The following is a 23,018-nucleotide window of genomic DNA, read 5'->3' as shown; positions in this document are numbered from 1 at the left end:
ACCTTCTGCGGCTCTGGCCCCGGCGCTATTCTGTATCCATGCAGATGCACGACACTGTCGCCGTCACCGTCAGGATACGCAAGCCAATTGCCGAACGGCTAGAGAACCTGGCTCGCACGTTGCGGCGTAGCCGATCATCTGTGGCTGGAGAGGCGATCGAGCTACTGCTGGAGGCGGCTGAGGAGGAAAACGAGCATCGGCCGAGTTCTTAGAGGGATGTAGACCTGGTGACCTACGGATTTAGATATCGGGTGAGCGTCTGCCGCATCCACCATCTGTAATACTGAAAGAAATATTCCGGAGTTTTGGACAAATTTTCAGGATCTTTGATGAATATTGAGAAAACGTCCTCGAATGGATTCATTCCAATCTCAACCAACTCGTCCTTTCGAGATCCAACAATGCCGCGCTTGACCATGTAATTGACTATGGCGTCTGTAGCATATGGTAGGAGCAATCGTCGAAGCTCGTCTCTGGACGTTGGGTTTTGTGAAGCTTCAAGAATTAGTTGAGAGGGCCTCCATCCGCTCGGTTTCTCCGGCATCTCTCAAGGATACAACAAATACTTGCAACTGGAAGTGGCGGGCGTTTACCCCGCCACCCCAGTGCGACATTTCATTTCTTGCCGAAGATCGAGCTCCAAAGAGAGTCTGCGCCCTCCTTGGCTTTGGAATCGCTATATGTTCTCTCGATCAGTGATTCTTTTGCGGCATCTTTGGCGGCCTGCGCCTCAGCTTTGTTGTTAGCTATGCCTGGATCAAAGTCGTTTGACTCTGTTCCATTGTTCCCGCTGCTGCTATCGCTGCTCCACCAACCCATGTGAACCTCCTGTTCAGGTCAGATGAAATTACGTTTGCATTGCTTCCGCAGGCTCTCGCTTTCATTCCTATTGCGAGAGCACGCCCCGGCCAGGGAATCAAACAGGATATCCGCAATAGCGGCTTGTTTGTGTCCTTACCTCGACTCGCCCCGTTCTGGTATCCTTCAGTAATGAGTCGAATTCAGACAGGTGGGATTGCGACCACAACGACCGGCCTCTTTATGCCTGTGGACTTTCCGTTGTCGGAATACGAATCGATCCATCGCAGGATTGCCGGAAAGGGCGGACTTGATAAGGCAATCTACGCCGAGTTCGCCGGCGCCTGGAACGCCGTCACGCATAGGTTCAAGGCTCTCGTGACGCACGACGATCTTTTCACGGCGTCCATTTCAAAGCATGGAACCGCCCCTCCTGCCGAGGAGCGGCATAACCAAGAGCGAGATTTGTTCGGTTTTTTCAACTCTGGCTTTTCAATGTTTGAGGCATTTTTCTATGCCCTCCATGCGGCGGGGGCTTTGCTAGATCCTGTGGCTTTTCCGATGACGACCGCGAAGGAACAGCGCAACGTTACGGCCCCAAAAACTGTCGCGCGGTATCGATCCGCGTTTCAGAGCGACCCGATCATTGCTTCTCTGGATGCTCTCGAAGTGCACGGTGCCTACCTAGAATTGCGCGAAGTACGCAATGTACTTGCGCATCGAACAGCGCCAGGTCGCGTCTTCCACGTCTCCATAGGCGACACACCTGCCCCCGACCTATGGAAGGTAGCGAACATTGTGTTGGATAAGGGCACAACAGCCACGCGCCGCGGTCGACTCTGCCCGCTTCTTACGACGGGGATATCTGCCTTTGATAAATTCTCAGCTTCGAGATTTTAGCGTACAATCTACGCGATGCAAAAGAATATCAGAGTCGTACCAAAGCGAATCCTTGAGCGTATTCATACGTTCGAACTGGACGATATTGTCGTTGCATGTGTTCGGACGATCAAAGGTGATGATATCGGGGTCTATGCGCATCTGGGCCTACAGGCCGAGGGCAGTAGGCTAATTCTCCCTTCGCCACAGATCCCGGCGCCATCGTCCGGACGCTACTCGCGAGCCAACGTAGAAGGGAAGGTCCTGATAAGAAAGGATCTGCCGATGACAACGAAGACGGAGTCGTGGGATACCCCCAACTGGGGCGACTGGTCCAAGGGCTACTATACTCACACAAGGACCCGCGACGTATTCCAGCGTGATTTTATTCCACCAAAGGAGGTTGAGCTCTCCATCTCACTCCTTGAAACAACAAGCGATGGGCATTTCGCCCTCAAATTTGCGATCGATCAGACCTTAAGCAGGCAGGCAACTGATTTCGACAACGACCTTTTGTACAACCTGAACTTGTTGCAGGAAAATGTCGGAGCGATCGACGTCTTCCAAAGCAGGGCGACGCTCGCTGAGTATATGCAGACCGTGCACATAGATTGGGAGATTCTGCCACCATGTGCCGCTGATCAAGTGATCAAGCGCATGCTACAGGGAAAACGGGCGGTATCCGAGAGCGTTCAAAAGGTTATGGAACAGAGGCTTCGTGTATTATCGCGTTTCAAACCTGAAGCTTATATCGCTGGAACCAATGAGTTTCTCCGGTATTTCGGAGCAAAATACGGCAATAATCTTGTAGCGTTTGAGAATCTCAACTACGGGAATGCGATCTACGTCATGTATGAGGACTGGGAGCGCCTGAGCAAGCGAAGTCGGGTGGATCTCCTAAAAGGCGACCGCGAGGGTTTTGACCGGATCGAACATCGTGACGGATGGGAGCACAAACTCGGTGCCCTCTTAAAACGAAAGAAGCAAGCGCATTAGCCCAGAGGACAATTTTGACCCCTCGTCGACCTCATGATTTCTTGGTTGTCCAGTACTAAGCAACCATTATGGATCAAGAAAAACGGCTCGATGAATTTATCGCTCTCTGGAAGAAGGTGTATGATGAGGACCTGCCACGAGAGGTGGCGCAGCAGCGTCTCACGCAGCTTTTGAACCTGTGTCACGTGCTTCATCGCCCTCCGCCAGATGCTCTCTCAACGTCTGAAGGTTCTGAATAATCTTCTCTCGCTTGGGCTCGGCGTTCAGTGCTCTGCTCATCTTTCGTAGGATCCGCAGCGCGCTTCGATGTGATGCAGAAGTTCGATCAGTGTGGCCAAGCGCCCGCCCTCGTGGACACCGCGTGTCCGGTGGCAAAACCGAGAACGGTTTTACGGCGTCAGTTAAGAGCTTTTTGTCTTTCAGAACCAGGTTCGAACCGAAAGTGTCGAGGATAAGCCGCTTAGTGACCGGGGTGCCATTGCGGAACCAATCGGTGGCTCTGCTCTTGAACGAAATGACGTCACGAATAGGTTCGAACGTGGCGCCTTGGTGCCCATTCCCGACCAGCTCCTGTTCAAGGCGGAGCTTCTCGGTTTGAAGCTTGCGGCGCGTCGCAAGGAATTCCTCGTCAGTGACAAGATTGCGTAGCCGCAGGCTTGTCATCTCGGCTATTTGGCCGGCGACTTCTTCAATCCCTGTTTCCAAAGATTTTCGGATGGCCTCCTGCGCGGTCGCCTCAAAAACGAGGTCGTGCTTAAGCTCTTCGATCAGCCACTCGTAAATCTGCTGCTCGATGGTGAGCTTTTCGAGGAAGCCGAGTATCTGAGCTTCCAAAGCCTTGACCTCGATCGAAGGCTCTTTGCAGTCTATGTCTACGCGTCGCTTGGTGCAGTGATAGTAAACGTAACGGTGGCCTTGGCGGTTGGTTTTGTTCTCGGCGGTCACTCGAAGCCCGCAGTTTCCGCAGCGGATCATCCCGGTGAACGCAAATGCGTATCTTATCGACCGCTGCTTGCCGGGCTTGCGAATGAGCCGGCCGACCGCTTCGAACTCGTCGATTGAGACGACGGGTTCGTGCTTGCCTTTGTAGACTTGGCCATTCCAGCGGATCAGGCCCGCGTAGAAAGGGTTCGTCAGCATCCTGTGGGTCGAACTCAGCGAGAGCGGAACCCCACCAGATCGACGACGCTTCGGACTCCTAAATGCCCACTCCTCACGAGCGACGCGAGCGACTTGCCTGGTCGAATAGGCACCAGTCAGCATGAGATCGTACATCTTTCGGACGAGCTGGAAATGAACCGGATCGACCACTATCGTTCTTGTCGCAGCATCGTTCTTATAGCCAAGCGGTACGTTGCCAGGCCTCCATCCATGCTCCACCTTCGTCCGATTGCCGCGCTTGACATTGTCGGACAGCGCATCGGAATAGTATTTAGATTGTCCCAGCATGATCTGGAGCATGAACTTGCCCTGCGAGTTGTTCTCGAAGGTGTAAGTCGCGAACTTCATGTCGGCGAGTTTTCCGCGATCCAGGAGATAAATCAGGCGTCCGCCATCAATGGAATTGCGCGCAAGCCGATCGGGCGCCCAAGCAACGATACCCGAGGCCTCGCCCCGTTCGATGCGGTTCACTATCGTGTCGAAGATTGGTCGTCCGGGCGCTTTCGCGCTCTTTGATTCCTCGTACCACTCGACAATTTCAATACCGGGTGTTCCGGCAAAAAGGCGCCGCAGCTCACTCCTTTGCGACTCGATGGACATGACCTGGCGGTCCTCCGCCTCGGAGGAGCGCCGGCAATAGACGAAGTATTTCATGACAAATGTGGCGGGCGTGACCAAGCCGAACTGTCCTGTCCGCCCGCTGGAAAATGATACATTCAACACCGCCAAATTGCGAATCGGTTTGTCCGCTTCGTCAACTCGGCCGCGATGAACGACGTCATCGTATAGCTTTCAGCTACTGGATCTGCAGACCGCAAAAGCATCCAGTTGGCCTATTGGAGCAAATGAAAGGCCCCGGTGAACGGGGGCCTCTAAAACAACTCACGCAGTCCGGAAGGCAGCGATGAACTCTACCGCTGCACTGGCCTTGGCAGAAGCAGTCATCAGAGCCCGCGGATCATCAGAAAACAAAGCGAGCCAGTCCGCGACATAGGCAGCGTGATCCTGGCGTGGGCTGTTGGCAATGCCAGTGTCCGCGCACAGAAACGCCGCTCCGAGTTCAGCCACCAGCTCTTCGGCGGCATAGGCTCGCGATCCGAAGCGGCCGCGCAGATCGCGATTGAGGCGCTTCTCATGGCCTGTCCAATGCGTGAGTTCGTGGAACAGAGTGGAGTAGTAGGCCTCGGTCGCCGAGCTCGAAGATCGCCTGAGAAAACGCGACTTTTTGGGCATGTCGATGCAGTCGAGTACGGGCAAATAGCAAGCCCCAGCAGCGTCGTGACGGATAACTGCGCCGGTGGCGGCAACCAAGGTGTCGGCGGCGGCAACGCGGTCCACCATATCGACATCGGCCGCGTGTGGCGCCTTCCATCCATCGACCTGATCGCCATTGAAGACAAAGGACGTGCGCAACACCATCTGGGGAGAGTGTTCTTCGTCGTGCTCGTCCTCTCCTCGATCCAGCTTTTGGTAGAACACGATTGGCGCGCCACGCTCACTCCTGCGAACCTGAGCATCCAACTCCTGCCATTGGCGATAGGAAGCCCAAAATCCGGTGGTGTATTGGCGCGACGTTGCAGTGACCCAAAGCGCTAGCACGTTCATGCCGCGGTAGAGACTTCCCGTGCAGGCGTTTTGCGGCCGACGCACCGTGCCATCGTTGTTCCAAGGCATGACGAATTCGCCGGCGCCTTGCTCGATAGCCCTGATGATCGACTGGGTGATTTCGCGATAGATGTCGCGTCTGCTGTGTGAAGGAACAACGTTCATGATGACCTCCTGTCCATGACGGAAGCACCGGAACATCCGATGCTTCCCAATGGGCCGGAGGAGGCCCAGGCAAGCCTTGCAGGCCTGCGGTCACTGCTGGGCATCGATGTTTTGAAAGTGTGTCAGGGCGAGCGCAGCAGCATCGAACAGGCCCATGCGCGCGTCCTGGCTTTTCCATGGCTTGCGCTTGGGTGGCACGAACCGAAACAGAACCGGGATCGACTTGCTGATCGCCTCGGCGATCCCGTCCTTGGACGGCGAGGGGAGATTTCCAAAGGCCTTCCGGATGTCCTCTCGCGAATAGCGAAAGAAGGGGATGCCGAGGCCTTCGAGGTAGGTCTCGAGAATGACGCTTAGCTTGACCACGCGTGCCGTGCGGTTAGAAAATGCCGCGACGATTTTTTCGACGACGATAACGTCTGGCCTGAGCCTCTCGATCAGCTCGACAGCCTTTTGGAAGCAGCGGGCATTTTTTGCCTTTCCTTGCTGTCTCACGGTGCCCCATTCGACGGGATATGACGGACCCTCGAACAGGACCCAGCCAAAACCCTCTGAGTTGAGATATATCGAGAACACCAAATCGTAACGGCGCCGATCCATCATAGGGTTGGTGAAGATTGGTCGTCAGATAGCCGTTGCAGCAGGTCGTCGAGCAGATCGAGCTTGCTGCGGGTGACGCGTTGTGGGTTGCCCTGAAGATCTTCGAAGAGCTTTTGCCCGCGCTCCCTGACCGCTTGGCGCGACGTGACAAAAAGAACGGGAAAGAGGTCCTCAGCTGGGCATCCAAAGATGAGTGAGCAGGCGATCAGCGTTTCGACCGAAGGTTCGCGCAGATAGCGTTCAATGCGAGAGATGTGGGTGTCACTCTTCAGTCCGAGCAGGAACGCCACCTCTTTCTGGCTCAAGCCATGCTGGCGGCGGAACGTTTTGAGATAGATCGCAAGTCTTCTTGACATAGTTGGCCGCCGGCAATGCGTGCGGTCTGCCCATGATCGGATAGTTGTGGAAGGAAGAGCAGGTGGCAAAAACTGCCAGCGTGGCAATTTTATTGTCCCATACGCCATGCGAACAGCAAGGACATGGGGACGTAGGGACGTCATGGGGCTGGACGTTTACGTGTTTCTAGCAGGCCGGCTCAGGCTCATTCGGCCCCAGCGATGTCCACATGTCCCCAAGTCCACTGTGATCAGCAAGGAGAGGGCGTCTCGGTATCGATGCCATAGCGGCGGCAAAGGTCCTTGATCTTCGGCCACTCGCTCGTCGGCACGACATAGGAGCCGTTACTCTTGTAGATCGCCACATTGAGGCGTCGTCGCAGCAGCGAGCCGACGTACTTCGGGGTGATTGGTCGCGAATACTCCACCGCGTGTTTTTCGGCGACGGCCTCGGCAATGGATTTGATCGCGATGGCGGTCCGGGACGTGTCGGAGATCAGCGCCGTCAGCGCTTCCAGAATATCCGCCTCGATCGACAATCCCCGGTCGAGCACGATCGTCTGTTGCATGGCGCTCGCGCGTTCCTGAATCTCAATTCGGACCGTCTTGTCGGAGATAACTGAAAGCAGCGGGACCAGCACCTGATTGAGACGCGGCTCGAGCTTTGGATCGACATAACTAGCTTCGAGACGGACCTTCGAGCGGTTGCGGAAACGGAACATCAACAGCTTGTTTCTGATTTGTTGTGCTTGCTCGCGCCAGCTATCCGGCAGGTTTATTGGAATGTCCTTGCGCAGCCGCCGGCCCGTCATGATTTCGGTGATGAAGCGGCTCTCCAGTGCCCGGTCGTCGTAGACGCCACGCGTTGCGACGATCTTCGGCCCGAACACGTTGAATGCCGCCGGATTGAACTCGTGCTTGTTGTTGATCATGGTGCGTAGCACCGGCATGCCGCGGACATTGCCGTTGTTCAATATCTTGATCAGCTCGGCTTTCTCGTCGCTCATGCGAAAGTCGGCCTCATCGAAAACAAGCGTGCCGGCAAACGCGTTCAACGTGTGGAAGATCGGGGACACGGTCGAGGCGCCGGAAGCAAAGAACGGCTTGCAGGCGATCGATCCAATGATCAGCAAGGCCCTGGTCTTGCCCGTCCCGTAGTCGCCGCGCAGCCTCAGGTACGGCAGCTCGTTGAAGGCGTCATAGACCCATGACAGGAGAATGTAGTGGGTGGCAATCAGCTCAAAGGCGTCCGTGAGATCGACATAGCGATGAATGAAAGCCTGGATGTCCTTCACCAGCGCGGCTTCGTCGCCATATTCCTGTGGCTCCGAAGGCAATAACACCGCTTCGTGCCGAATGAGATTGTTGCCCGCCGAAATCGGGATCAGCGTGTCGCCGTCATCGAGCTTTATTGCGGGCTGCGTTATCACTTGGCCATTCAAATAGCGGGTCAGTGAGGTCTTACGCAGCCGCGGGTCATAGACCAGTTCGATCAGCGAGCCGTCGGCGAGAACATCCGAGACAACCGAACGGGAGCGGTTTTTTGACTCGTCATGCATGACGCCATTGTCGCATCAATCCTTGGACGCGGCGCGACGCCAGAATTGGCCGGCCTGTCAGTTTGCCGCACAAAAAGAAGCCGCCCAGGTTGGGCGGCAATTTTGTCAGGCTGCATCTTCGGTAGATGGCTGTTCCTCTTCGACCAGCCGCATCAGCCTAGGCAGCCAGCTGCGGCCTTTCGCGTCGAACTGGTCGAGTTCGGCCGACGAGTCGGATGTCTTGAGGAAGTAGTTGGCCAGTGCCACGACCAGGTCCTTCTTCTTGTAGCGATAGATCTTCCCAAGCCCGATCGAGGCACCGCTTTCGATCGCAACATCTTCCAGTTGTGAGCGCCGAAGCATTGAAAGGAAACGCCCGTCGGGGGTCCACCAATCACGCATTGCGATCGGGAGATCGTGCGCGACACTGGCAAAGAGACCCTTCGGGTCGTCCTGCTCCCTGATGCCATCCTTGCCAAACGCGGCCAGGGGCAGGAACGCTATCAGGAAGACCAGATCGTCATCTGCCAGTTTCTTCACGGCGCCATGGAGTCCGGCTTCATCCATGGTGCCCGCCAGCGCAAAGAGTGTTTCCAAGTCCGGCTTGTCCGCGTCGTCGACGAGACCAAGCCGTTCTATAAGCGCCTGTGCGGTGCCGTCCATTGCCGCATAGCCTTTAGGCCGCGCTTCAATCAGGTCGCCGTCGCGCAAGCTCGAATGCGGCTCGATGCGGATGCGGTTGCCGGGAAGATGCGCCGACAACAGCAGGACCGCGGTGACCTCCATCATCCTGCGCGGCTGCTCGGCGAGCGCTCCCATCAAAGCAATGGTCTTTTGATGAGCGAAGTAGCGCAATAGCCCTGGACCGAACTCCGGCCGTTGCCTTGGTTCGGTCTGCTCTTGCTCCTCGTCCGAGCCGTTTTCATCAGACTTGTTTCGTACCTGGCGCTTGCGGATTTCGACGGCTCCGCTCGGTGACAAGTTGATGACCACGCCATGCTCCTCGCCCTTGGCCGCCTGTCGGTATTGCCACCAGGGTGCGCTGTAGCCGTTGAAGACGTCAACGAACCCGGCGGTCTTGCGGTGCTTGTCGGCGATTTCATCGACTGCCTTCTTCTGCAGTCTCAGGAATTCGTCGGCATCATCGAAGAACGTCGCATTCTCATCACCAAAAAGATCCGTCGTGTAGGTTCCGGTATAAAGCGCGGGATCGAACACGGCGGCGGACTTGGTCGGACGATCGTTCAGCAAGGTGGCGCGGACATAATCTCCGTTCAGATGAGCGCCGCCTTTCACCGCTTCCACGAGCTGCCGTTGCTGGGCCTCGTTGCCGAGCGTAAGTGCCTCGGCTATCGATAGCGGCATCATGCCCGAACGAACCATCGCCTTTGCCTCCTTTGACAGGCTGGCGAGTGCTAGGCGCCGGCGTACAGTGTTTTCCGAGAGCCCCGTCTGGGCTGGGACATCCGCGAGCGAGGCACCGCCCCGAAACAGAGTGCCGAATGCCTCGGCCTCATCAATCGGATCGAGGGCTTCGCGCTGAATGTTTTCGACCGTGGCGATGCGATGCGCGTCGCCCCCATCGAGGTGTTCCTTGACGATGACGGGAACGCCGTAGGTATCGTCGATGTCGCCGTTTCGCTTCAACATCTGAAGCGCCAAATACCGGCGCTTGCCTATGTGGATGCGATAGCGTCCGTCCTCCTGAGGTATCACCGTCAGGTTCTGCAGAACGCCATCGTGCATTATGCTTTGCGCGAGTCCTGCAATGGAGCTTTTGCTGAATGTCCGGCGCGGATTGCCCTTCGGGGCACACAGTGCCGAGAGAGGAAGATAGGTCTGTGACATGGTAGTCTCCTTGATGACACGCGAGTGCATTGACGGGAGTACCCGTTCGGCATCTCGCGATGGGTTGCTAGGGAACGTGTCCGACTGGACACGAGGCTGGCAAAGAACCGCCTCGACCCAAGATGCGACGTCGGGAAGAACTGGTGGAGACGGGAAAAGCTGACTGCCGGTCAGGTCATCAATCGATGGGGAAAGCGCCCACTCGCATCGGGCCATGAACCGCTCAATGCGGAGGCGAAAAGCCGGTCCTTGCCAGACAGACACAAAGTGAGACCGTGCGGTCCCTAGCTCCTTGAGCCATCGTTATGAGATGGAACCTGCCAATTCCCAGCAGCCGATATTATTCGCCAAAGTTGCATCCAGGAGTGATAGACGCGTCTTCGGGATCAATGAGGCTGACCGCTTCTCCCATGTCTACGTGATCGGAAAAACCGGTACGGGCAAATCGACGCTGCTTGAGACCATGGCGCTGCAGGACATCGAGCACGGCTACGGCATCGCGTTCATCGATCCGCATGGCGATGTCGTCACACGGATTTCGGAAAGAGTGCCACATCATCGACGCGACGACATTCGTTACCTGAACGTTCCCGACTCAAATCAACCCTTCGGCTACAATCCCCTCCGTCGGGTGCGGCGGGATCGCATCCCGCTCGCTGCCTCAGGGATTTTGGAGGCCATGAAAAAAGTGTGGGGCAACTCTTGGGGCGTTCGCATGGAGCATATCCTGCGCAATGCGGTCTTCGCGCTGCTGGAACAGAAGAGCGCGACGTTGTCAGACGTTTTGAGACTGTTCTCGGACAAGGCGTTTCGAAAAGAGGTGGCCAGCTCCTTGCGCAACTCGACCGTCAAGACGTTTTGGGAAAAGGAATACGACCGCTATTCATTTGGCTACCGTGCCGACGGGATAGCCTCAATCCAGAACAAGCTGGGCGCGATGTTATCCGACCCAACACTTCGGAAGATACTCACCGAGCCCAAAGACGACATCCATCTCCGTGCAATGATGGATGGGGGCAAAATCCTGCTGGTCAATCTCGCCAAAGGACAGGTTGGCGATGACAGCGCGTCACTTCTCGGCGCCCTGCTGGTGACGACGATCGGCCTTGCTGCGATGAGCAGGGCTGACATTTCAGAGGAGGAGCGCCGTCCCTTCTTCTGCTACGTCGATGAGTTCCAGTCATTCACGACATTGTCGGTCGCCAACATGCTTTCCGAGTTGCGCAAATACAAAGTCGGAATGATCGCTGCACACCAGTACCTGTATCAATTGGAACCGGACATCAGGCATGCCGTGCTTGGCAATGCCGGCACCGTGATATCGTTTCGGCTGGGAGCCGAGGACGCTGCCTATCTCTCCCGGGAATTCGGTCAGGTCATATCAGAACGCGACCTACTGAGCCTTGGAAACCACAACATCTACATTAAGCTCATGATCGACGGTATGCCGTCGAAGCCGTTCAGCGCCGAAACCTTGGCGCCGAGCTGATTGTGTTGGCTTGCGTTCTCATCCGCGGAATGGCCGCAAGCGGGCAGCCAGTAGGGACCCCCAGCCGGTGACCACGCCGCTGGTGGCTGGTTGGCCGATAGCCGTACCGCCGGGTTGGCTGGAGCAGGGGGAGGGGGCGCTCGCGGGGTGACACCACTCGCAGTTCTTGTTTTCGGGTGCTCAACCAGCCAACGATAGGCGGGGCAGCTGCGGGAGTCGGAGACGTTTTGTCAGCAGAAAGTGTGATCGCATTGCGGGGCATCTCCGCGAGCCGCTGCGCCGGTGCTATGGTTTCCTTGCACTCATCAATTGACAAGGACATGAGGCATGCCCGGGATCACCCGCCGTACACTACTTGCGTTCACCGCCGTTGCGTCCGTCGTTGAACCGACATTTGCTGAAGGGGAGGGAAGCTCGCGCGGATTGCAAGCTCTGATCGCAACCCACGAGACCGCCTATGACGCGCTCCACCGGGCTGTTCATCGAGCGGGCAGCAGCCGGCACGACCGTATGAGGGCAGACCGGATTGAGGAGCAAGCACTGCTGGCCATCTGCGCCTTTCCTGCAACTAGCGGAGGCGACCGCCGACTCAAGGCCGAGTACCTGTTAACTGTTGAGGCACGGGGCGAACTCGACCTGGAAGAACACATGCAGGCAATCCTGCACTCGATGCTGCGGGCCTGATGGATCGTCGCGCCGACGGGATCCAGACGGCGTATTGCTGTGTGGGCTGCTTGCTGTATGGCGACAATGCACGGTGATGCGGGCCTGACATTCAGTCTGAAGTGTTTAAGCGAACCGGAAGCTCGTTGACGCTCCGGGGAAATTCCGGATTTTCGACGCGGCGGCCCCGGACTCCCCTAGTGAAGATAGGAAGCGTGGGCGGCTTGGCCGGCTGCATCGAAAGAGACCAGGCGCACGCGGTCGCGGCCTGCGTGCTTGGCGTCATAGAGCCTTTCGTCAGCGAGCCTGAACATTTCTGCGAAAGCCGGAGCCTGAGAAAACGTCGCGCCGCCGACACTGACCGTTAACACGCATTCCTTGCCTCCTGGCCGGAATGCAGCCTTCTTTACCTGGTCGCGGATGCGCTCGGCTACAAGTGCCGCTTCGTGCTGGTCGGCTCCTGGAAGATATACTCCGAACTCCTCGCCACCGAGCCTTCCGACAAGATCACCCGACCGGATTTGCGACCGGATCGCGGCAGAGATCAAACGCAGTGCCTCGTCGCCTTGATCATGGCCGAAGCGATCGTTCACCGACTTGAAATGATCAGCGTCGATTACAAGAAAAGCGCTGGCTTTTGCCTGCTCGGCCTCGCTCTGGCGGAACATCCTTGCTTCCACCATCGTGGAGAATGCACCCCGGTTCAAACACATGGCCAAGCGATCGATGGTGGCAGCGTCGGCCAGCTTGTGGTTTGCGACCGCCAGTTCAAATTTGACTCCCATGTGAAACCCGGCGCTCACGCAGCCCTTGAGAAGCATTCGCCAATGAACACCGCAATTGCTCCTCGCGTTGCAACGGCCGACGACCGGCTCAATCCCTCTAGAAACTCGGGCCAGAAATTAGCCGAGGAAGCGATAGCAAGTTGGTGCGTGCATGGGATATAAATACCCAAGCGCAGACAGAAATGGTGGGGTATCCTACTTCGCAGTGCCGTTTTCAGAGTTCTGAATTTTGTCTACCGTGCTATCGTCCGGTATGACAACAGTAGCAGGCGGGCTCTTGCTGGAATAGTTTCGACGACACGCTGCCATATATTTGGCTGCGGCGTCACCCTTCAGAGAAATACTAGCCGCTTGGCGCGCACAAATCTCGTCAATTGTATCAGAGCGTACCGGAGACGCGGCGGCAGAACCGACTAGCGTCGCCGCCACAACTAAAATCCTCAGGCCAACAAGCTTCACAGTCGCATACCCACGTTAGATAAGTGTCGCCATCCAAAATATTGCTGCACATAATTGTTGCAGATTGCAATGAGTTAAATAGGATGGCGTCAAAATTGCGGCGGCGGGGATTGCAATGAGACGTTTATTTCATGCGGCAGTGCCGATGCTGGCATCTGCCATTTCTGTTACCGCCTGCGCTGGCTATCCTCCGCTACGCTCAGACACAGATTTTCCCCGTGAAAAGGTCATGGGGAAAATCGAGTGCGAGCTAATCTCGGCTGTTCGGACGCTCGCCAACCTCAAATCCAGTGACAATTCATACAGTCCGACACAGCAGACTTTCGACATTGCCAACTACACAGCGTCGATCGTTCTCTATGAGCAGTCCGACAGAACCACGGCCGCCCTGGCTGGGGGTCTCTTCAAAAACTCACCGGTGCAGACAGACTATCGGGAATTCGCTGGGGGTGCTGGCGGCATTCCGGGCATATCCATTCAGAACTCGTCCTCCCAGCAGATTCAAGGAAAGAGACTGCTCGCATTCAAACAAATACTCTCCAAGGAAGGTGGCAAGCCACCCTCCTACAGCTTTCCTCGCAGCGCATTCTACGATGCTTGCGATCGCAACGGGCCTGGATCCAATCCGTCGAACGACGGCATGGCGCTCGGTGCAGATCTCGGCATTGCTGGGCGCCTTAAGTCAGCCCTAGATGATGCTAGGGACAATCCAGCAATTGTAGAAGAGGAAGTCCTTACGTTCAATTTCGTAGCAGAAATCGACGCAGGCGGCACCGTGAGTATCGTGAAGCTTCTTAGTCAAGGTTCAATCGGGGCTGGGATCAAGCGCAGCCTAACAGAGAATGTAAAAATTACCATTGTTCGAGACTCGAAGAGCTAAGCCTCGATCCTGAACTTCCTGCCTTAGCTCAGGAATACTGTGGCGGACGTGGCTTTTTGCTGGCGAGTATCTGTCCCCTTGGCAATAGAAGTCCAGGTCAGACTCTCGAGCCCCCAACCTCATTCGCAGGATGTGCAGTTCGCGCATCGAAAGTCGATTGACCCCTACGGCGAAGCGTGTTCTAACTAAGGAGCTACTTGGCCTTAATGGGAGATACTTCAAATGGCCGACGAAGTGGAGAATCCTAAGGGTGAATTTCGAGCTCATCTAGTGATAAGGACGTCAGCTGAAGCGGATGCAAATGGGATGCGTGCGTTTCAGATCGAGACGTTTAAACTTGAAGAGTTGGGCGGTCCTGCTGGTGTCGCCAGTTTGGGTACGCTAGGTGTGTTGAACGGCAATACTAGCAGCACAAGTAGTACGACGTCCTCGACGTGTGGTAGCTGAAGCTCGATCTTGAGCTTTAAGCGACCTGCCTGCCGCATACGCCGACTTAGGGTGGCGCTCTGGGCGACTAGTGTCTAGATGTCATGTGAGTTAGCAACTGCGAGCTTCTCACAGCTGTGACGGACGCTTGGTTGCGCCAACCGAGAAACCTCATTTTTTGAGTCTGGTTAATGCAGGATTTGCTAGAATCTCGCCTAAAAATGAGGCGGGATGCAGTTTATCTGCGATCTGCTGATGGAATAATCTTTCGCACCATCAAAGGAGCCATTGAACTCAAAGGACGTGATATCTACGGGACATTCATTGGGCTGCTTCCGTATTTGGATGGGTCAATACAGGTTTGCCAATTAACTGCGCTAACCGATAGCTCTCAGGTCGACACGCTGCTTGATTTTATCCGAGCGCTGATAACTTGGAGTGTGGTTATACAACGCTGGGATGGCGACGACGAGGTCGGCGATCCCGTTAGCGCTGCATTCGCACCGCAAATAGATTTTCTTGAGCACTTCAGCCTTGCTCCCATCGCTCGCTTTCGCCAGTTCCGTAACAGCCGAATACTACTTGTCGGATCAGGCTTGGCGTTCGAGTGCGCTGGAGCCGGCCTTCTGCGAAACGGTTTGGCAACGTTGTGTCTGCTCAGACAGCAAGACGTGGCTCGGAACGAGATTGTGCAGGCACGCGACGAAATGTTGTCTAAGGGAACGCAATGTGAGCTACTGTTCGTAAATTCCTTGGATGAAGTCACGCAATGCGATTTAGTTATTTACGCATCTGAGTCGCCAGATTTTAGGCTCGTTAAATACTTGAACGACCAAAGGGGCAGCGGTCAGTTCCTGCCAGCCGTTATGTTTTCTGGATACAGTTTAGTTGGGCCGATAGTTGCCAAGAACGGGCTCCCTTGCTGGCAGTGCGCGATGTTGAGGTTTCTCGATAACAATCCTCCCTCAATTTCGGCAGACTTTTGGCGCCAGGTGGTGTTGGGTCCGGTCCACCCAGTCGAACGCTTAGGCACATCGACGGTGGCAGCAAAAATTATGGGAAATACTGTTGCGCTAGAGGCATTTAAGCTGCGTGTCGACAGTCCAGATCCGGAGTCTCATTCAAAGATTATAGCTCAAAATTTGCTGAATCTCGAGACAAGTGTAAGGGAAGTGTTTGCGCATCCTGCTTGCCCTCTCTGTGCAAGCCAAGAAATGGGTCTTGCTCCTGATGACGGCGGCTTCCGCACTACGGCGGTGGGCGCCCTTAACATTTGGCAGAACCGCTTCGATGAACTCTTCGGCATTTTTCAGAGATTTGACGATGAATTGATTGAACAAGTTCCCTTGCGCCTTTCCAGGGTGTTTTTTTCCTCCCAATCTGGCGCTGGAAGCACCTACACGGCGTCGGCCATAGGCTGGAGCATGACGAGTAGCGATGAGGCTCGGACCAATGCCATTGCAAACGCCATCCTGGCAAAAGCAGCGCAGGAATATCCTGGGCATCTGAGGCAGAAAGATCGTTCGCAAGACGATTGTGTGAGGTTGCGCCCTAGCCAGCTCCACGGATTCGTGGGCAGCGACGACGATCACGTTATTACTGACTACGTCAGATGTACTGATTTAAAAAATAGATCTAACGTGTTTGTTCCGTCAGGTGCTGTTCATCATTTGCTGGATAGTTTTGGATGTTTTGCTCTCTGCCCGGTGGGATGTGGAATAGGGCTTGGCATCGACGAGGCGATCGATGACGCTCTTCTATCGTTAAGCGGAGAGGTGCTTGTTCAAGAGGTGCTTAAGAGTACACTATCAGTTATCGGGATAAAGCCAGCAGCTTTTAGTCGGGACCCGGAAATTGACTTTCTCGCCTCTTCGTTTGACGTGCTGGGAACCAGGCCACCGGCAGTGGCTGTCAGCTCCGTTACGAACGGAGCAACTATAGCGATGACTCTGCCAACGCAGTCGTCGGGTTCGACAAGTGTCACGATCTGTCCGGGTCTTACACCACTTCTGGCAATTAAGCGGTTGCTGTCGTGCTGCTTGGCTCAGGTGCAATCGGTGGGCATAAATGGCCCGCCCTTTGCAGGACTGATCGCGCGGCCCGCTGTCTTTGATATCCGGCCCAACGTAGATCATTGGCTGGAGCGGGTTGAAGATAGCCAAACACCAGACAGAGCTGCGCTTCTTTCCGCTTTAGGGGACCGTGAGAGATTTCTTTACTGTGACATCACCCCCCCGGATGTCGCCGACACCGCCACGTTTCGCGTTGTTCGGGGATTGGCCGTTTCACGTTAGCAAATCATGGAGCTCTTTTAGCTCGCCTCGATGCCACCTTTGCTACGCGTTGCGGCCTACAAATTGGGCTGCCGCGGAGGTGGGAATTGATCGGAGAAGATTCGGATCGCAGCTGACCTCGAAAACGTGCTGAGCAATCAGGAGGCGAGCATGAAGGACTTGCATCGACGAGAGATCGCGGACTCGCCAAGGTCGAGACTGCTTTTGATGAAGTATTTTTAGAATTAATTCCGACTCGGCAGGTCCGACTCTGAGCGGATCAACGTATCGCCTGAACGTAACTAGCGCGCCTTCGTTCGAATCGACATACACGCCCGATACAGCAAGGGAAATCGAGATAATACTGTCGAGCCATATGTGCTCACGTGCCTCTGGCGATAAGTCAACCCGGAGGTATTGCTTCCCGTGATAGCAAAACAGCGACTTCGCTGCCATGCGAACCGCGCTTCGCATCAGGGATTGAGGGGTACTAGGAAAGGCTCCCTCTGCGGATCTGTCGACGAGAATAAGTCGGCCCGTTTCATAGTTTAGTCGAAAAGGAAGATCAACTTGAACTAGCGAAAGAACGGCCGCTGTTAAACAGTCGTAAGACGGCGATCTAACTGAGGGCGATCGCGTTTCCCGAGATATCCCGAGTCCCCCCGCGAGCGGGCGGATCCATACTACACTTTCTGCAGTACTCGAGGCGCTTGCAAACCCTATGCTGCAATCATCCGTCGAATTGCAGCCTCGTTTAAACGCACCGAAATATTCTAAACCTAAGTCAGGTTCACTCGCAAAATTCTCCAGCAAAGACAATAGTTTAGCTGATACCACTTCTACTCTGGTGGTGGGTGTCGTGACGGTACCCGCAATTGAATGAGCGGAGCGCGGCGAAAGCGCTTCGGGGGAGGCAGAGGCAAGCCAACAGATACACGCCCTCAAAAACATTGTCAGAGATTGCTTTGCGCTGTGCCTGCGAAAGTTTCGACTTCTAACAAAATTCTCGTAGATGAGATCGGTGTCCGTTGATATACCGTCTGCTGTTGAAAACGCTTCACGATACAGGGCGTCAGCTTCCTCATGGAAGGACAATATCTGCTTCAGGCGAGCGGTATTCAATTTGTTGATGTAAAAGAGTTGGTCAGAAACGAACTTTTGATCCGAAATCCACGATGAGATTCTATCCTCGATGATCATCGCGCCATTAATATCTCCAAGTTTTAGACGGCAAAGCGCATGACTATTGAGAAGATATTGAAAACTGGAAGTATTGGACGATGCCCGGTCGCCATTTTCCGCTTCGGTAAAAAACTTATCTGCCGCTTGTAGCTTTCCTAGGGATAAACATCCCCAAGCCTTCAGCCGAAGGAGCAGATCGCGAGGTGCCCCTCTCAGATCGGTGGGAGGAATGGGAGTTTGCGCCAGTTCGGAAAAGCGGTTCAAGGCAAACTTCAGACCCTGAACCTCAGCCACAGCGTTGTAGCCGGCAGCGCCCCCCGTCGCGAGTTCGCGAAGGTTTTCCGGATAGGCGACGCGCGCCACTTCATTCGCGAGGTCGTCCGCCCCCTCAAAGAAGCATTGCCAAACAAATTGTTTAAGGCCGGTTCGGTCCGGGTCCGGGACCCGGACGTGACGCTTCACAAGATAGAACTCCAGCCACGATGGCAAGTCACTTGAGGGGGGAAAGTGAGCCCAGTCATGGGGCTTTGTTTTGCTTCGCAATTCTGGCGGCACCAACCAGCAACCTCCCGCCAATGGGAAACATTCATCTGAAGGAAAGTAGCATGCGACTGTCGGAGTGATTATCCCCGGCAATAGGCGGGTCACAGGCGAGGGGCTTTGCCGCGAGGGCATGGCCGGCTTTAGAATACGCCAGCTGACATTCCAGCCCTCCGGAAGTTCGACCCTCTCCACGTCGGCCGCCACCAGAATAACTGAGGCATCGGTTCCCTCACAGCACCGGGAGAGAACCTCCAGGAACATTATGTTCTCGCCGCCCCATCTCCCCCCCGGGTTGGGTATGAGCACTAAGAAGCAGCTGGGTAGAGATACAGCTGAGGCCGCTAAGACGCTCTGGGCCAACTCGTAAGGGCGCAGAAAAGCGTTATCCCCGGTCGTTTCGAAGTCGACCAGATACCCCACCTCCGCGTCAAACGTGCCTGGCTTAAAAGCAATTCGCGGTCGTGGAGGCGGCAGGGCAAGATTTAGCTGCGCCAAGAATTCTTGAGCGACGCTATGCGGCCTCCATGCGCCTAAAGTAAGGTCGGCAACGAATACCTTTCTGTCTGGCAGCGCTGTGATCACATCACTGTAACTAGTAGCCACAAGCCCACCAATAGGAGTCAACGATCCATAATCGCGCAATTCGACACCTCCAGACTCGTCACCTCGATTGGATGCATTCTACCCGACCACGGAAGAATTCGACAGAGGCGCCGGGACGCCCAAAAGCTGCAAGATCAAAATTCTGATCATGTGAGCTATATATAGTTCTTCGGAAATTCGAACACCGATCCGATTATTCCACATATGAAGGAAATGCCCGAGCATATGATTCGCCATGGCGTCAGGCGACAGTAGCTCCGAGCCAAATGACAAATGACCCCGATCAATTAGATCTTTCACCTGTTCCCGAAGCCAGTCTGCATGACCAATTAAACCGCTAAGAGAAGATGAAGTGTCGGACCGCAGATAGCTATTCATCTCCAAAAGTTCAACGACGCTTGTGGGAAAGAGCGACCGTTGTCGATGAAAGTGATCCATATACACAACCTCCGCAGACGCATCCAGCTCAAGCTCTCGAAAGGTGCTCCTATAGCCTGAAAAGAAACTAGCAGTGCGGCCTAAATCCCCATAGAAGGCAAGTGCAAAATGCAGCATCAGCAAAAAAGAATTACCGAGCAGGCTTGAGCGACGACGATTATTCGGAACCATTAAGATTTTCAACGCCGTGAGACTCGAAATGTGAAAATGCTGCTCTGCCAGGGAAACTCCGTATTTGCCGCCGTAGCGGGCGACTTCTGGCTCATAGGTTTCAAAAGAAATGGCGTTGTTTGGTCTTAGAGGAATGTCGGCCTCACCATATCGCATCGAATAGCTGGCCGTGCCGTACTCCGTGACAAACAAACGCCGCATCGCAGGGATCATCACTTTAGGATCGGGCTCAAAGAGGGAGGGGTATTTATCCAAATATAAGCGGACACGGCCGGCAGCCTGATGCATCACCGCATCGCGCATCGCGTCAGACGAAGGTAGAAGACGGAGACGGATATGCGTACCTCCCTCCCAATATCTGATAAAAAAAAATCTTGAAACAAGACCAGAATTGAGTAATTCTTCCACAGTTGGTCGAATACATTCATTAATTATCGTGCGAAGGTCGTCGACATTGTAGAATACGTGCATGCTTATGTATTGTTGTGACATTTAACTATCTCAGATTCCGCGACGTCTGAACTACTTCGGCAACATACTCAGAGACACGCGAGAGCCCACTGCTGGCCTGATCGGCCTGACGACTACTAGGAAGACACTCGGTAAAGCGCAAAGCACCGTCAAATGCTGATAGCTGCGACCTAAAATGGTTTGTGGATAAAGGGTTGTCGAAATCTAGATAGAATGGTTTGCGGAGCGCCTGGCCGCCGGATACCACCCGGCTCACGTTGTCACCTCCAAATCCAGGCAGCATGTGAACAAACACTTCACTGGGTGCGCCATTCTTAATCCGCCATCTATTTAGTTCCACGATAAAAGCATAATCACCATCGGCTTGTGCCAGCGCCCTCCTAAATGAATCTTCCAGAAGCCAGGCCTCACGCTCTATTACGATGTTGCGGTAAGTTATCCGCGGTCTGTGATTTGCCGTCACAGCCGAGGTTGGTTTGTTCAAGGCGACATGGCCGTCCAAGATATGCGGGGGGCCAAAATGCAACAAAAAGCTACAGAGATCAGGCAACAAGGGCGGATAGAGCGATCCTGTGTAAACAGGGACGACCCGCCGATCATCCCGCTTACGATGAAGGGAAATCCTGCCGTCAGCCTGATTGTGGCGGAGGATCAGGTCGGAAAGTGACAACCTGCATCGCGGTGCACGACGACTTGACTCATTGGGAAGAACAATTTCGAAGGGAGCGATTGGAGGTCGGTTATTGAGGTTGTTGTGATAGGCGCCCTGAAGTTCGGCAACTAAAGTGCTATCAAATGAATTCATTTCAATAATAGATTGCCGCATACGACCTTCTATCTCCGGACGGTCGCCAACCAAATGCAAGAATCGAGCAAAGGACGCTCCGGAGCCACCATATACGTGATTCAAGATAATGGTCGGTAGGTCATTCGTCACTAGTGCCTGGAAGTAGACTGAATTTGAAAGCAGGTCATAGTGCTCAAAAGAGAAATAGCCAACTTCATCAATCAAAGTGTCAGGAACTATGGCAATTCTATCCGCGCTCCTACAAGCTGCACTGTGCCATTGAACAAAACGATCACGTGCCGCGTCGACTTCAGTGACGCCGCCTATCGCGGCACGACGTATTGAACGCGGCCATCCTTCGGTGGCAGTAGCAACGAACTCACGAAAAAATACGTCTAAAAAGTATTCTGCGAACGCTTGTACGTCATCACAGACGCCGGCAGGTCCGTAACGCTGAACGAATAGTGCCGACAGCGCAAGTCGTGAAACCAGGGTGTGGTCGAAAAGTGAGAGAAGCCGTTGGATCGGGGCAAAAGGTTGTAACGCGCGAACCCAAAATGAACGATTTGCGCGCAGTGGCTGCCCTACCAGCCCTGTATCCTCGTAGATAATTGTTTCAGGTAGACGGTCGGTGCTTTGCCACTGAAGAAGGGCGTCGGAGGCAGCGGACCTAATCGCTGTGAGCGTGGCAAAAGAGCTTTCTCCGGTGGAATCATTAAAAGACTGAGCAGATCGCAACACATTGAGAAGCGCGCTCGCCGAACGATGTGTGGCAATGTCACCTTTGAAGGTCGATAATTGGTTCGCAAAACGTAGCCAATAATCTGTATCCAAAACCCAAGGCCGCAAACCTTTCACAACCAGAAAGCCGGTTTCCACCAAGGACTGTATGTATCGGTCAACAACGGGCGGGGATATCGAGAGAGAATACGTCAGCTCGCTTTTGAGGTCCCCGATTGATATTGAGCCACAAGCTCCAACGGTCTCGACAACCTTGTCCAGTAACTGTGTAGCGAGGAGTCGAAACTCCCCTAATTCAACGATCGCTGTTGTGCCTCCGCGCAGCTGTTGTTTAGACTCCACACGACGCAGAAAGCGATAGTGCCCGTCGGTGAGATCAAATGTACTGCCGAGAGAGAGAAGTAAATGAGGATGGCCGCCAACTTGTCCCTCGATTGCTGCCCTAAGCAATGACAGAACCTCAAGGTTGGGCCGAGAGCGGCTGAAGAACGTCGGGCTTGAATTTTGGAGGGGCAACTTGCTGACGCAATCGTCTGCGAACACGCCAAATGACACCGCCGTAAACTGGGCAAAAGGTGATGTCTTGTGAACCGCCCGCAATAAATAGGACAGAAGAGTACGCTCTGTTCGCTTGTCGCGCTTGCTGAGAACTTGATCTGCCGATGCAAGATAGGAATCCAGGGGTGCGTGGAACGCTTGACTTGCAAGCAAGACACTTCGTTTGAAAAGCGGATCGGCGGCTACCTTCTTGAGTTGCGACCGATTGGCCGTCACCCACGTCTCGAGGGTCAAGGCACCCTCGCGGTCACACAACGCAGATCTCTCCACCAACTCGATCCAGTCACACAATGCCTCCCAAAGCGCTGTCGGGATGTACTCGCGTGCCGCCGCCAAGTTTTTTGGGGAAGGACTTCGGCAATTATAGATGTCTCGCTTAATCGCCAGCAAGACACCTCGACCCACTCTTGATCCGCCGGCGGCCTTAATGCAGTCAAATAGCCGCCCAGCGAGACCTTTGGCACTGTCCCCCATCTCTTGGACCGCTGCAAGTGATTGACCAACAGCGGCTACCACCGCCGGTGCCCGGAACTGAGTGGAAAACCCAATCGGCAAGGTCGCCAAGCGAATCATAAATATAGGAGAAATAAAGACACCTGCTGCACTGTGATCAAAGTTCATCTA

General features: G+C 54.7%; 17 protein-coding genes. 6 read left to right on the top strand and 11 right to left on the bottom strand.

All coding sequences use genetic code 11. The features are described from left to right. Positions 1-615: 615 nt before the first annotated feature. Positions 616-819: a hypothetical protein gene (locus NLY42_RS02820; protein WP_023755118.1), complete on the bottom strand. Its 204-nt coding sequence runs from the start codon at positions 817-819 to the stop codon at positions 616-618. Between NLY42_RS02820 and NLY42_RS02815 the strand changes: the two genes are divergently transcribed. Further along, on the top strand, positions 820-1,698 hold the full coding sequence (locus tag NLY42_RS02815; RefSeq protein WP_023755117.1) for a hypothetical protein: 879 nt from the start codon (positions 820-822) through the stop codon (positions 1,696-1,698). It begins immediately after the preceding gene. 264 nt (positions 1,699-1,962) lie between these two features. After that, positions 1,963-2,673 (top strand): hypothetical protein, encoded by a 711-nt coding sequence (locus NLY42_RS02810; RefSeq protein WP_156933830.1) that lies wholly within the window; start codon positions 1,963-1,965, stop codon positions 2,671-2,673. A 159-nt stretch (positions 2,674-2,832) separates the two neighbouring features. On the opposite strand, the gene NLY42_RS02805 is transcribed toward NLY42_RS02810, so the two are convergent. The 6 genes from NLY42_RS02805 to NLY42_RS02780 form a co-directional block, all read right to left on the bottom strand. Then, complete coding sequence (locus tag NLY42_RS02805) at positions 2,833-4,512, bottom strand: recombinase family protein (RefSeq protein WP_023755115.1); 1,680 nt, start codon at positions 4,510-4,512, stop codon at positions 2,833-2,835. A 204-nt stretch (positions 4,513-4,716) separates the two neighbouring features. Further along, positions 4,717-5,604 (bottom strand): ArdC family protein, encoded by an 888-nt coding sequence (locus NLY42_RS02800; protein ID WP_023755114.1) that lies wholly within the window; start codon positions 5,602-5,604, stop codon positions 4,717-4,719. 90 nt (positions 5,605-5,694) lie between these two features. Continuing rightward, a complete protein-coding gene (locus NLY42_RS02795; protein ID WP_156934601.1) occupies positions 5,695-6,099 on the bottom strand; it encodes a RuvC family protein in 405 nt (134 codons plus the stop codon). 104 nt (positions 6,100-6,203) lie between these two features. Next, positions 6,204-6,560, bottom strand: a complete 357-nt coding sequence (locus tag NLY42_RS02790) for a helix-turn-helix transcriptional regulator (RefSeq protein WP_023755112.1) — start codon at positions 6,558-6,560, stop codon at positions 6,204-6,206. 230 nt (positions 6,561-6,790) lie between these two features. Then, positions 6,791-8,098 (bottom strand): hypothetical protein, encoded by a 1,308-nt coding sequence (locus NLY42_RS02785; RefSeq protein ID WP_023755111.1) that lies wholly within the window; start codon positions 8,096-8,098, stop codon positions 6,791-6,793. Positions 8,099-8,203: 105 nt separating this feature from the next. Continuing rightward, positions 8,204-9,925, bottom strand: a complete 1,722-nt coding sequence (locus NLY42_RS02780) for a ParB/RepB/Spo0J family partition protein (RefSeq protein ID WP_023755110.1) — start codon at positions 9,923-9,925, stop codon at positions 8,204-8,206. Positions 9,926-10,217: 292 nt separating this feature from the next. On the opposite strand from NLY42_RS02780, the gene NLY42_RS02775 reads away from it, so the two are divergent. Continuing rightward, positions 10,218-11,414 (top strand): type IV secretory system conjugative DNA transfer family protein, encoded by a 1,197-nt coding sequence (locus NLY42_RS02775; RefSeq protein ID WP_245263565.1) that lies wholly within the window; start codon positions 10,218-10,220, stop codon positions 11,412-11,414. Between the two features lie 327 nt (positions 11,415-11,741). Continuing rightward, positions 11,742-12,098: a hypothetical protein gene (locus NLY42_RS02770; RefSeq protein ID WP_023755108.1), complete on the top strand. Its 357-nt coding sequence runs from the start codon at positions 11,742-11,744 to the stop codon at positions 12,096-12,098. Between the two features lie 176 nt (positions 12,099-12,274). Here NLY42_RS02770 and NLY42_RS02765 read toward each other — a convergent pair whose 3' ends face one another. Further along, the gene (locus NLY42_RS02765; RefSeq protein WP_031252996.1) at positions 12,275-12,898 is read right to left on the bottom strand and encodes a GGDEF domain-containing protein; all 624 of its coding nucleotides are present in this window, start codon (positions 12,896-12,898) and stop codon (positions 12,275-12,277) included. A gap of 538 nt (positions 12,899-13,436) precedes the next feature. On the opposite strand from NLY42_RS02765, the gene NLY42_RS02760 reads away from it, so the two are divergent. Together NLY42_RS02760 and NLY42_RS02755 are read left to right on the top strand one after the other, a co-directional pair. Next, positions 13,437-14,201, top strand: a complete 765-nt coding sequence (locus tag NLY42_RS02760; protein WP_156933832.1) for a hypothetical protein — start codon at positions 13,437-13,439, stop codon at positions 14,199-14,201. A gap of 617 nt (positions 14,202-14,818) precedes the next feature. Continuing rightward, positions 14,819-16,921, top strand: coding sequence for a TOMM precursor leader peptide-binding protein (locus NLY42_RS02755; RefSeq protein WP_023755105.1), 2,103 nt, complete (start codon positions 14,819-14,821; stop codon positions 16,919-16,921). 42 nt (positions 16,922-16,963) lie between these two features. Here the strand turns inward: NLY42_RS02755 and NLY42_RS02750 are convergent, their stop codons facing one another. The 3 genes from NLY42_RS02750 to NLY42_RS02740 form a co-directional block, all read right to left on the bottom strand. Further along, the gene (locus NLY42_RS02750; RefSeq protein ID WP_156933833.1) at positions 16,964-18,544 is read right to left on the bottom strand and encodes a hypothetical protein; all 1,581 of its coding nucleotides are present in this window, start codon (positions 18,542-18,544) and stop codon (positions 16,964-16,966) included. A gap of 762 nt (positions 18,545-19,306) precedes the next feature. Further along, positions 19,307-20,308, bottom strand: coding sequence for a thiopeptide-type bacteriocin biosynthesis protein (locus tag NLY42_RS02745; protein WP_198022207.1), 1,002 nt, complete (start codon positions 20,306-20,308; stop codon positions 19,307-19,309). A gap of 25 nt (positions 20,309-20,333) precedes the next feature. Further along, positions 20,334-23,015, bottom strand: a complete 2,682-nt coding sequence (locus tag NLY42_RS02740) for a lantibiotic dehydratase (RefSeq protein WP_084779836.1) — start codon at positions 23,013-23,015, stop codon at positions 20,334-20,336. Positions 23,016-23,018 lie beyond the last annotated feature (3 nt).

This window comes from Mesorhizobium sp. C372A (assembly GCF_030323245.1).
GTDB lineage: Bacteria > Pseudomonadota > Alphaproteobacteria > Rhizobiales > Rhizobiaceae > Mesorhizobium.
This window is presented reverse-complemented; position numbering and strand designations above follow the sequence as displayed.

Excerpts from the sequence above, each read along its gene's own strand:
- NLY42_RS02820 (WP_023755118.1), bottom strand. The coding sequence starts at position 819 with ATGGGTTGGTGGAGCAGCGATAGCAGCAGCGGGAACAATGGAACAGAG.
- NLY42_RS02810 (WP_156933830.1), top strand. The coding sequence starts at position 1,963 with ATGACAACGAAGACGGAGTCGTGGGATACCCCCAACTGGGGCGACTGG.
- NLY42_RS02800 (WP_023755114.1), bottom strand. The coding sequence starts at position 5,604 with ATGAACGTTGTTCCTTCACACAGCAGACGCGACATCTATCGCGAAATC.
- NLY42_RS02790 (WP_023755112.1), bottom strand. The coding sequence starts at position 6,560 with ATGTCAAGAAGACTTGCGATCTATCTCAAAACGTTCCGCCGCCAGCAT.
- NLY42_RS02785 (WP_023755111.1), bottom strand. The coding sequence starts at position 8,098 with ATGCATGACGAGTCAAAAAACCGCTCCCGTTCGGTTGTCTCGGATGTT.
- NLY42_RS02780 (WP_023755110.1), bottom strand. The coding sequence starts at position 9,925 with ATGTCACAGACCTATCTTCCTCTCTCGGCACTGTGTGCCCCGAAGGGC.
- NLY42_RS02770 (WP_023755108.1), top strand. The coding sequence starts at position 11,742 with ATGCCCGGGATCACCCGCCGTACACTACTTGCGTTCACCGCCGTTGCG.
- NLY42_RS02765 (WP_031252996.1), bottom strand. The coding sequence starts at position 12,898 with ATGCTTCTCAAGGGCTGCGTGAGCGCCGGGTTTCACATGGGAGTCAAA.
- NLY42_RS02760 (WP_156933832.1), top strand. The coding sequence starts at position 13,437 with ATGAGACGTTTATTTCATGCGGCAGTGCCGATGCTGGCATCTGCCATT.
- NLY42_RS02755 (WP_023755105.1), top strand. The coding sequence starts at position 14,819 with ATGCAGGATTTGCTAGAATCTCGCCTAAAAATGAGGCGGGATGCAGTT.
- NLY42_RS02745 (WP_198022207.1), bottom strand. The coding sequence starts at position 20,308 with ATGCACGTATTCTACAATGTCGACGACCTTCGCACGATAATTAATGAA.
- NLY42_RS02740 (WP_084779836.1), bottom strand. The coding sequence starts at position 23,015 with ATGAACTTTGATCACAGTGCAGCAGGTGTCTTTATTTCTCCTATATTT.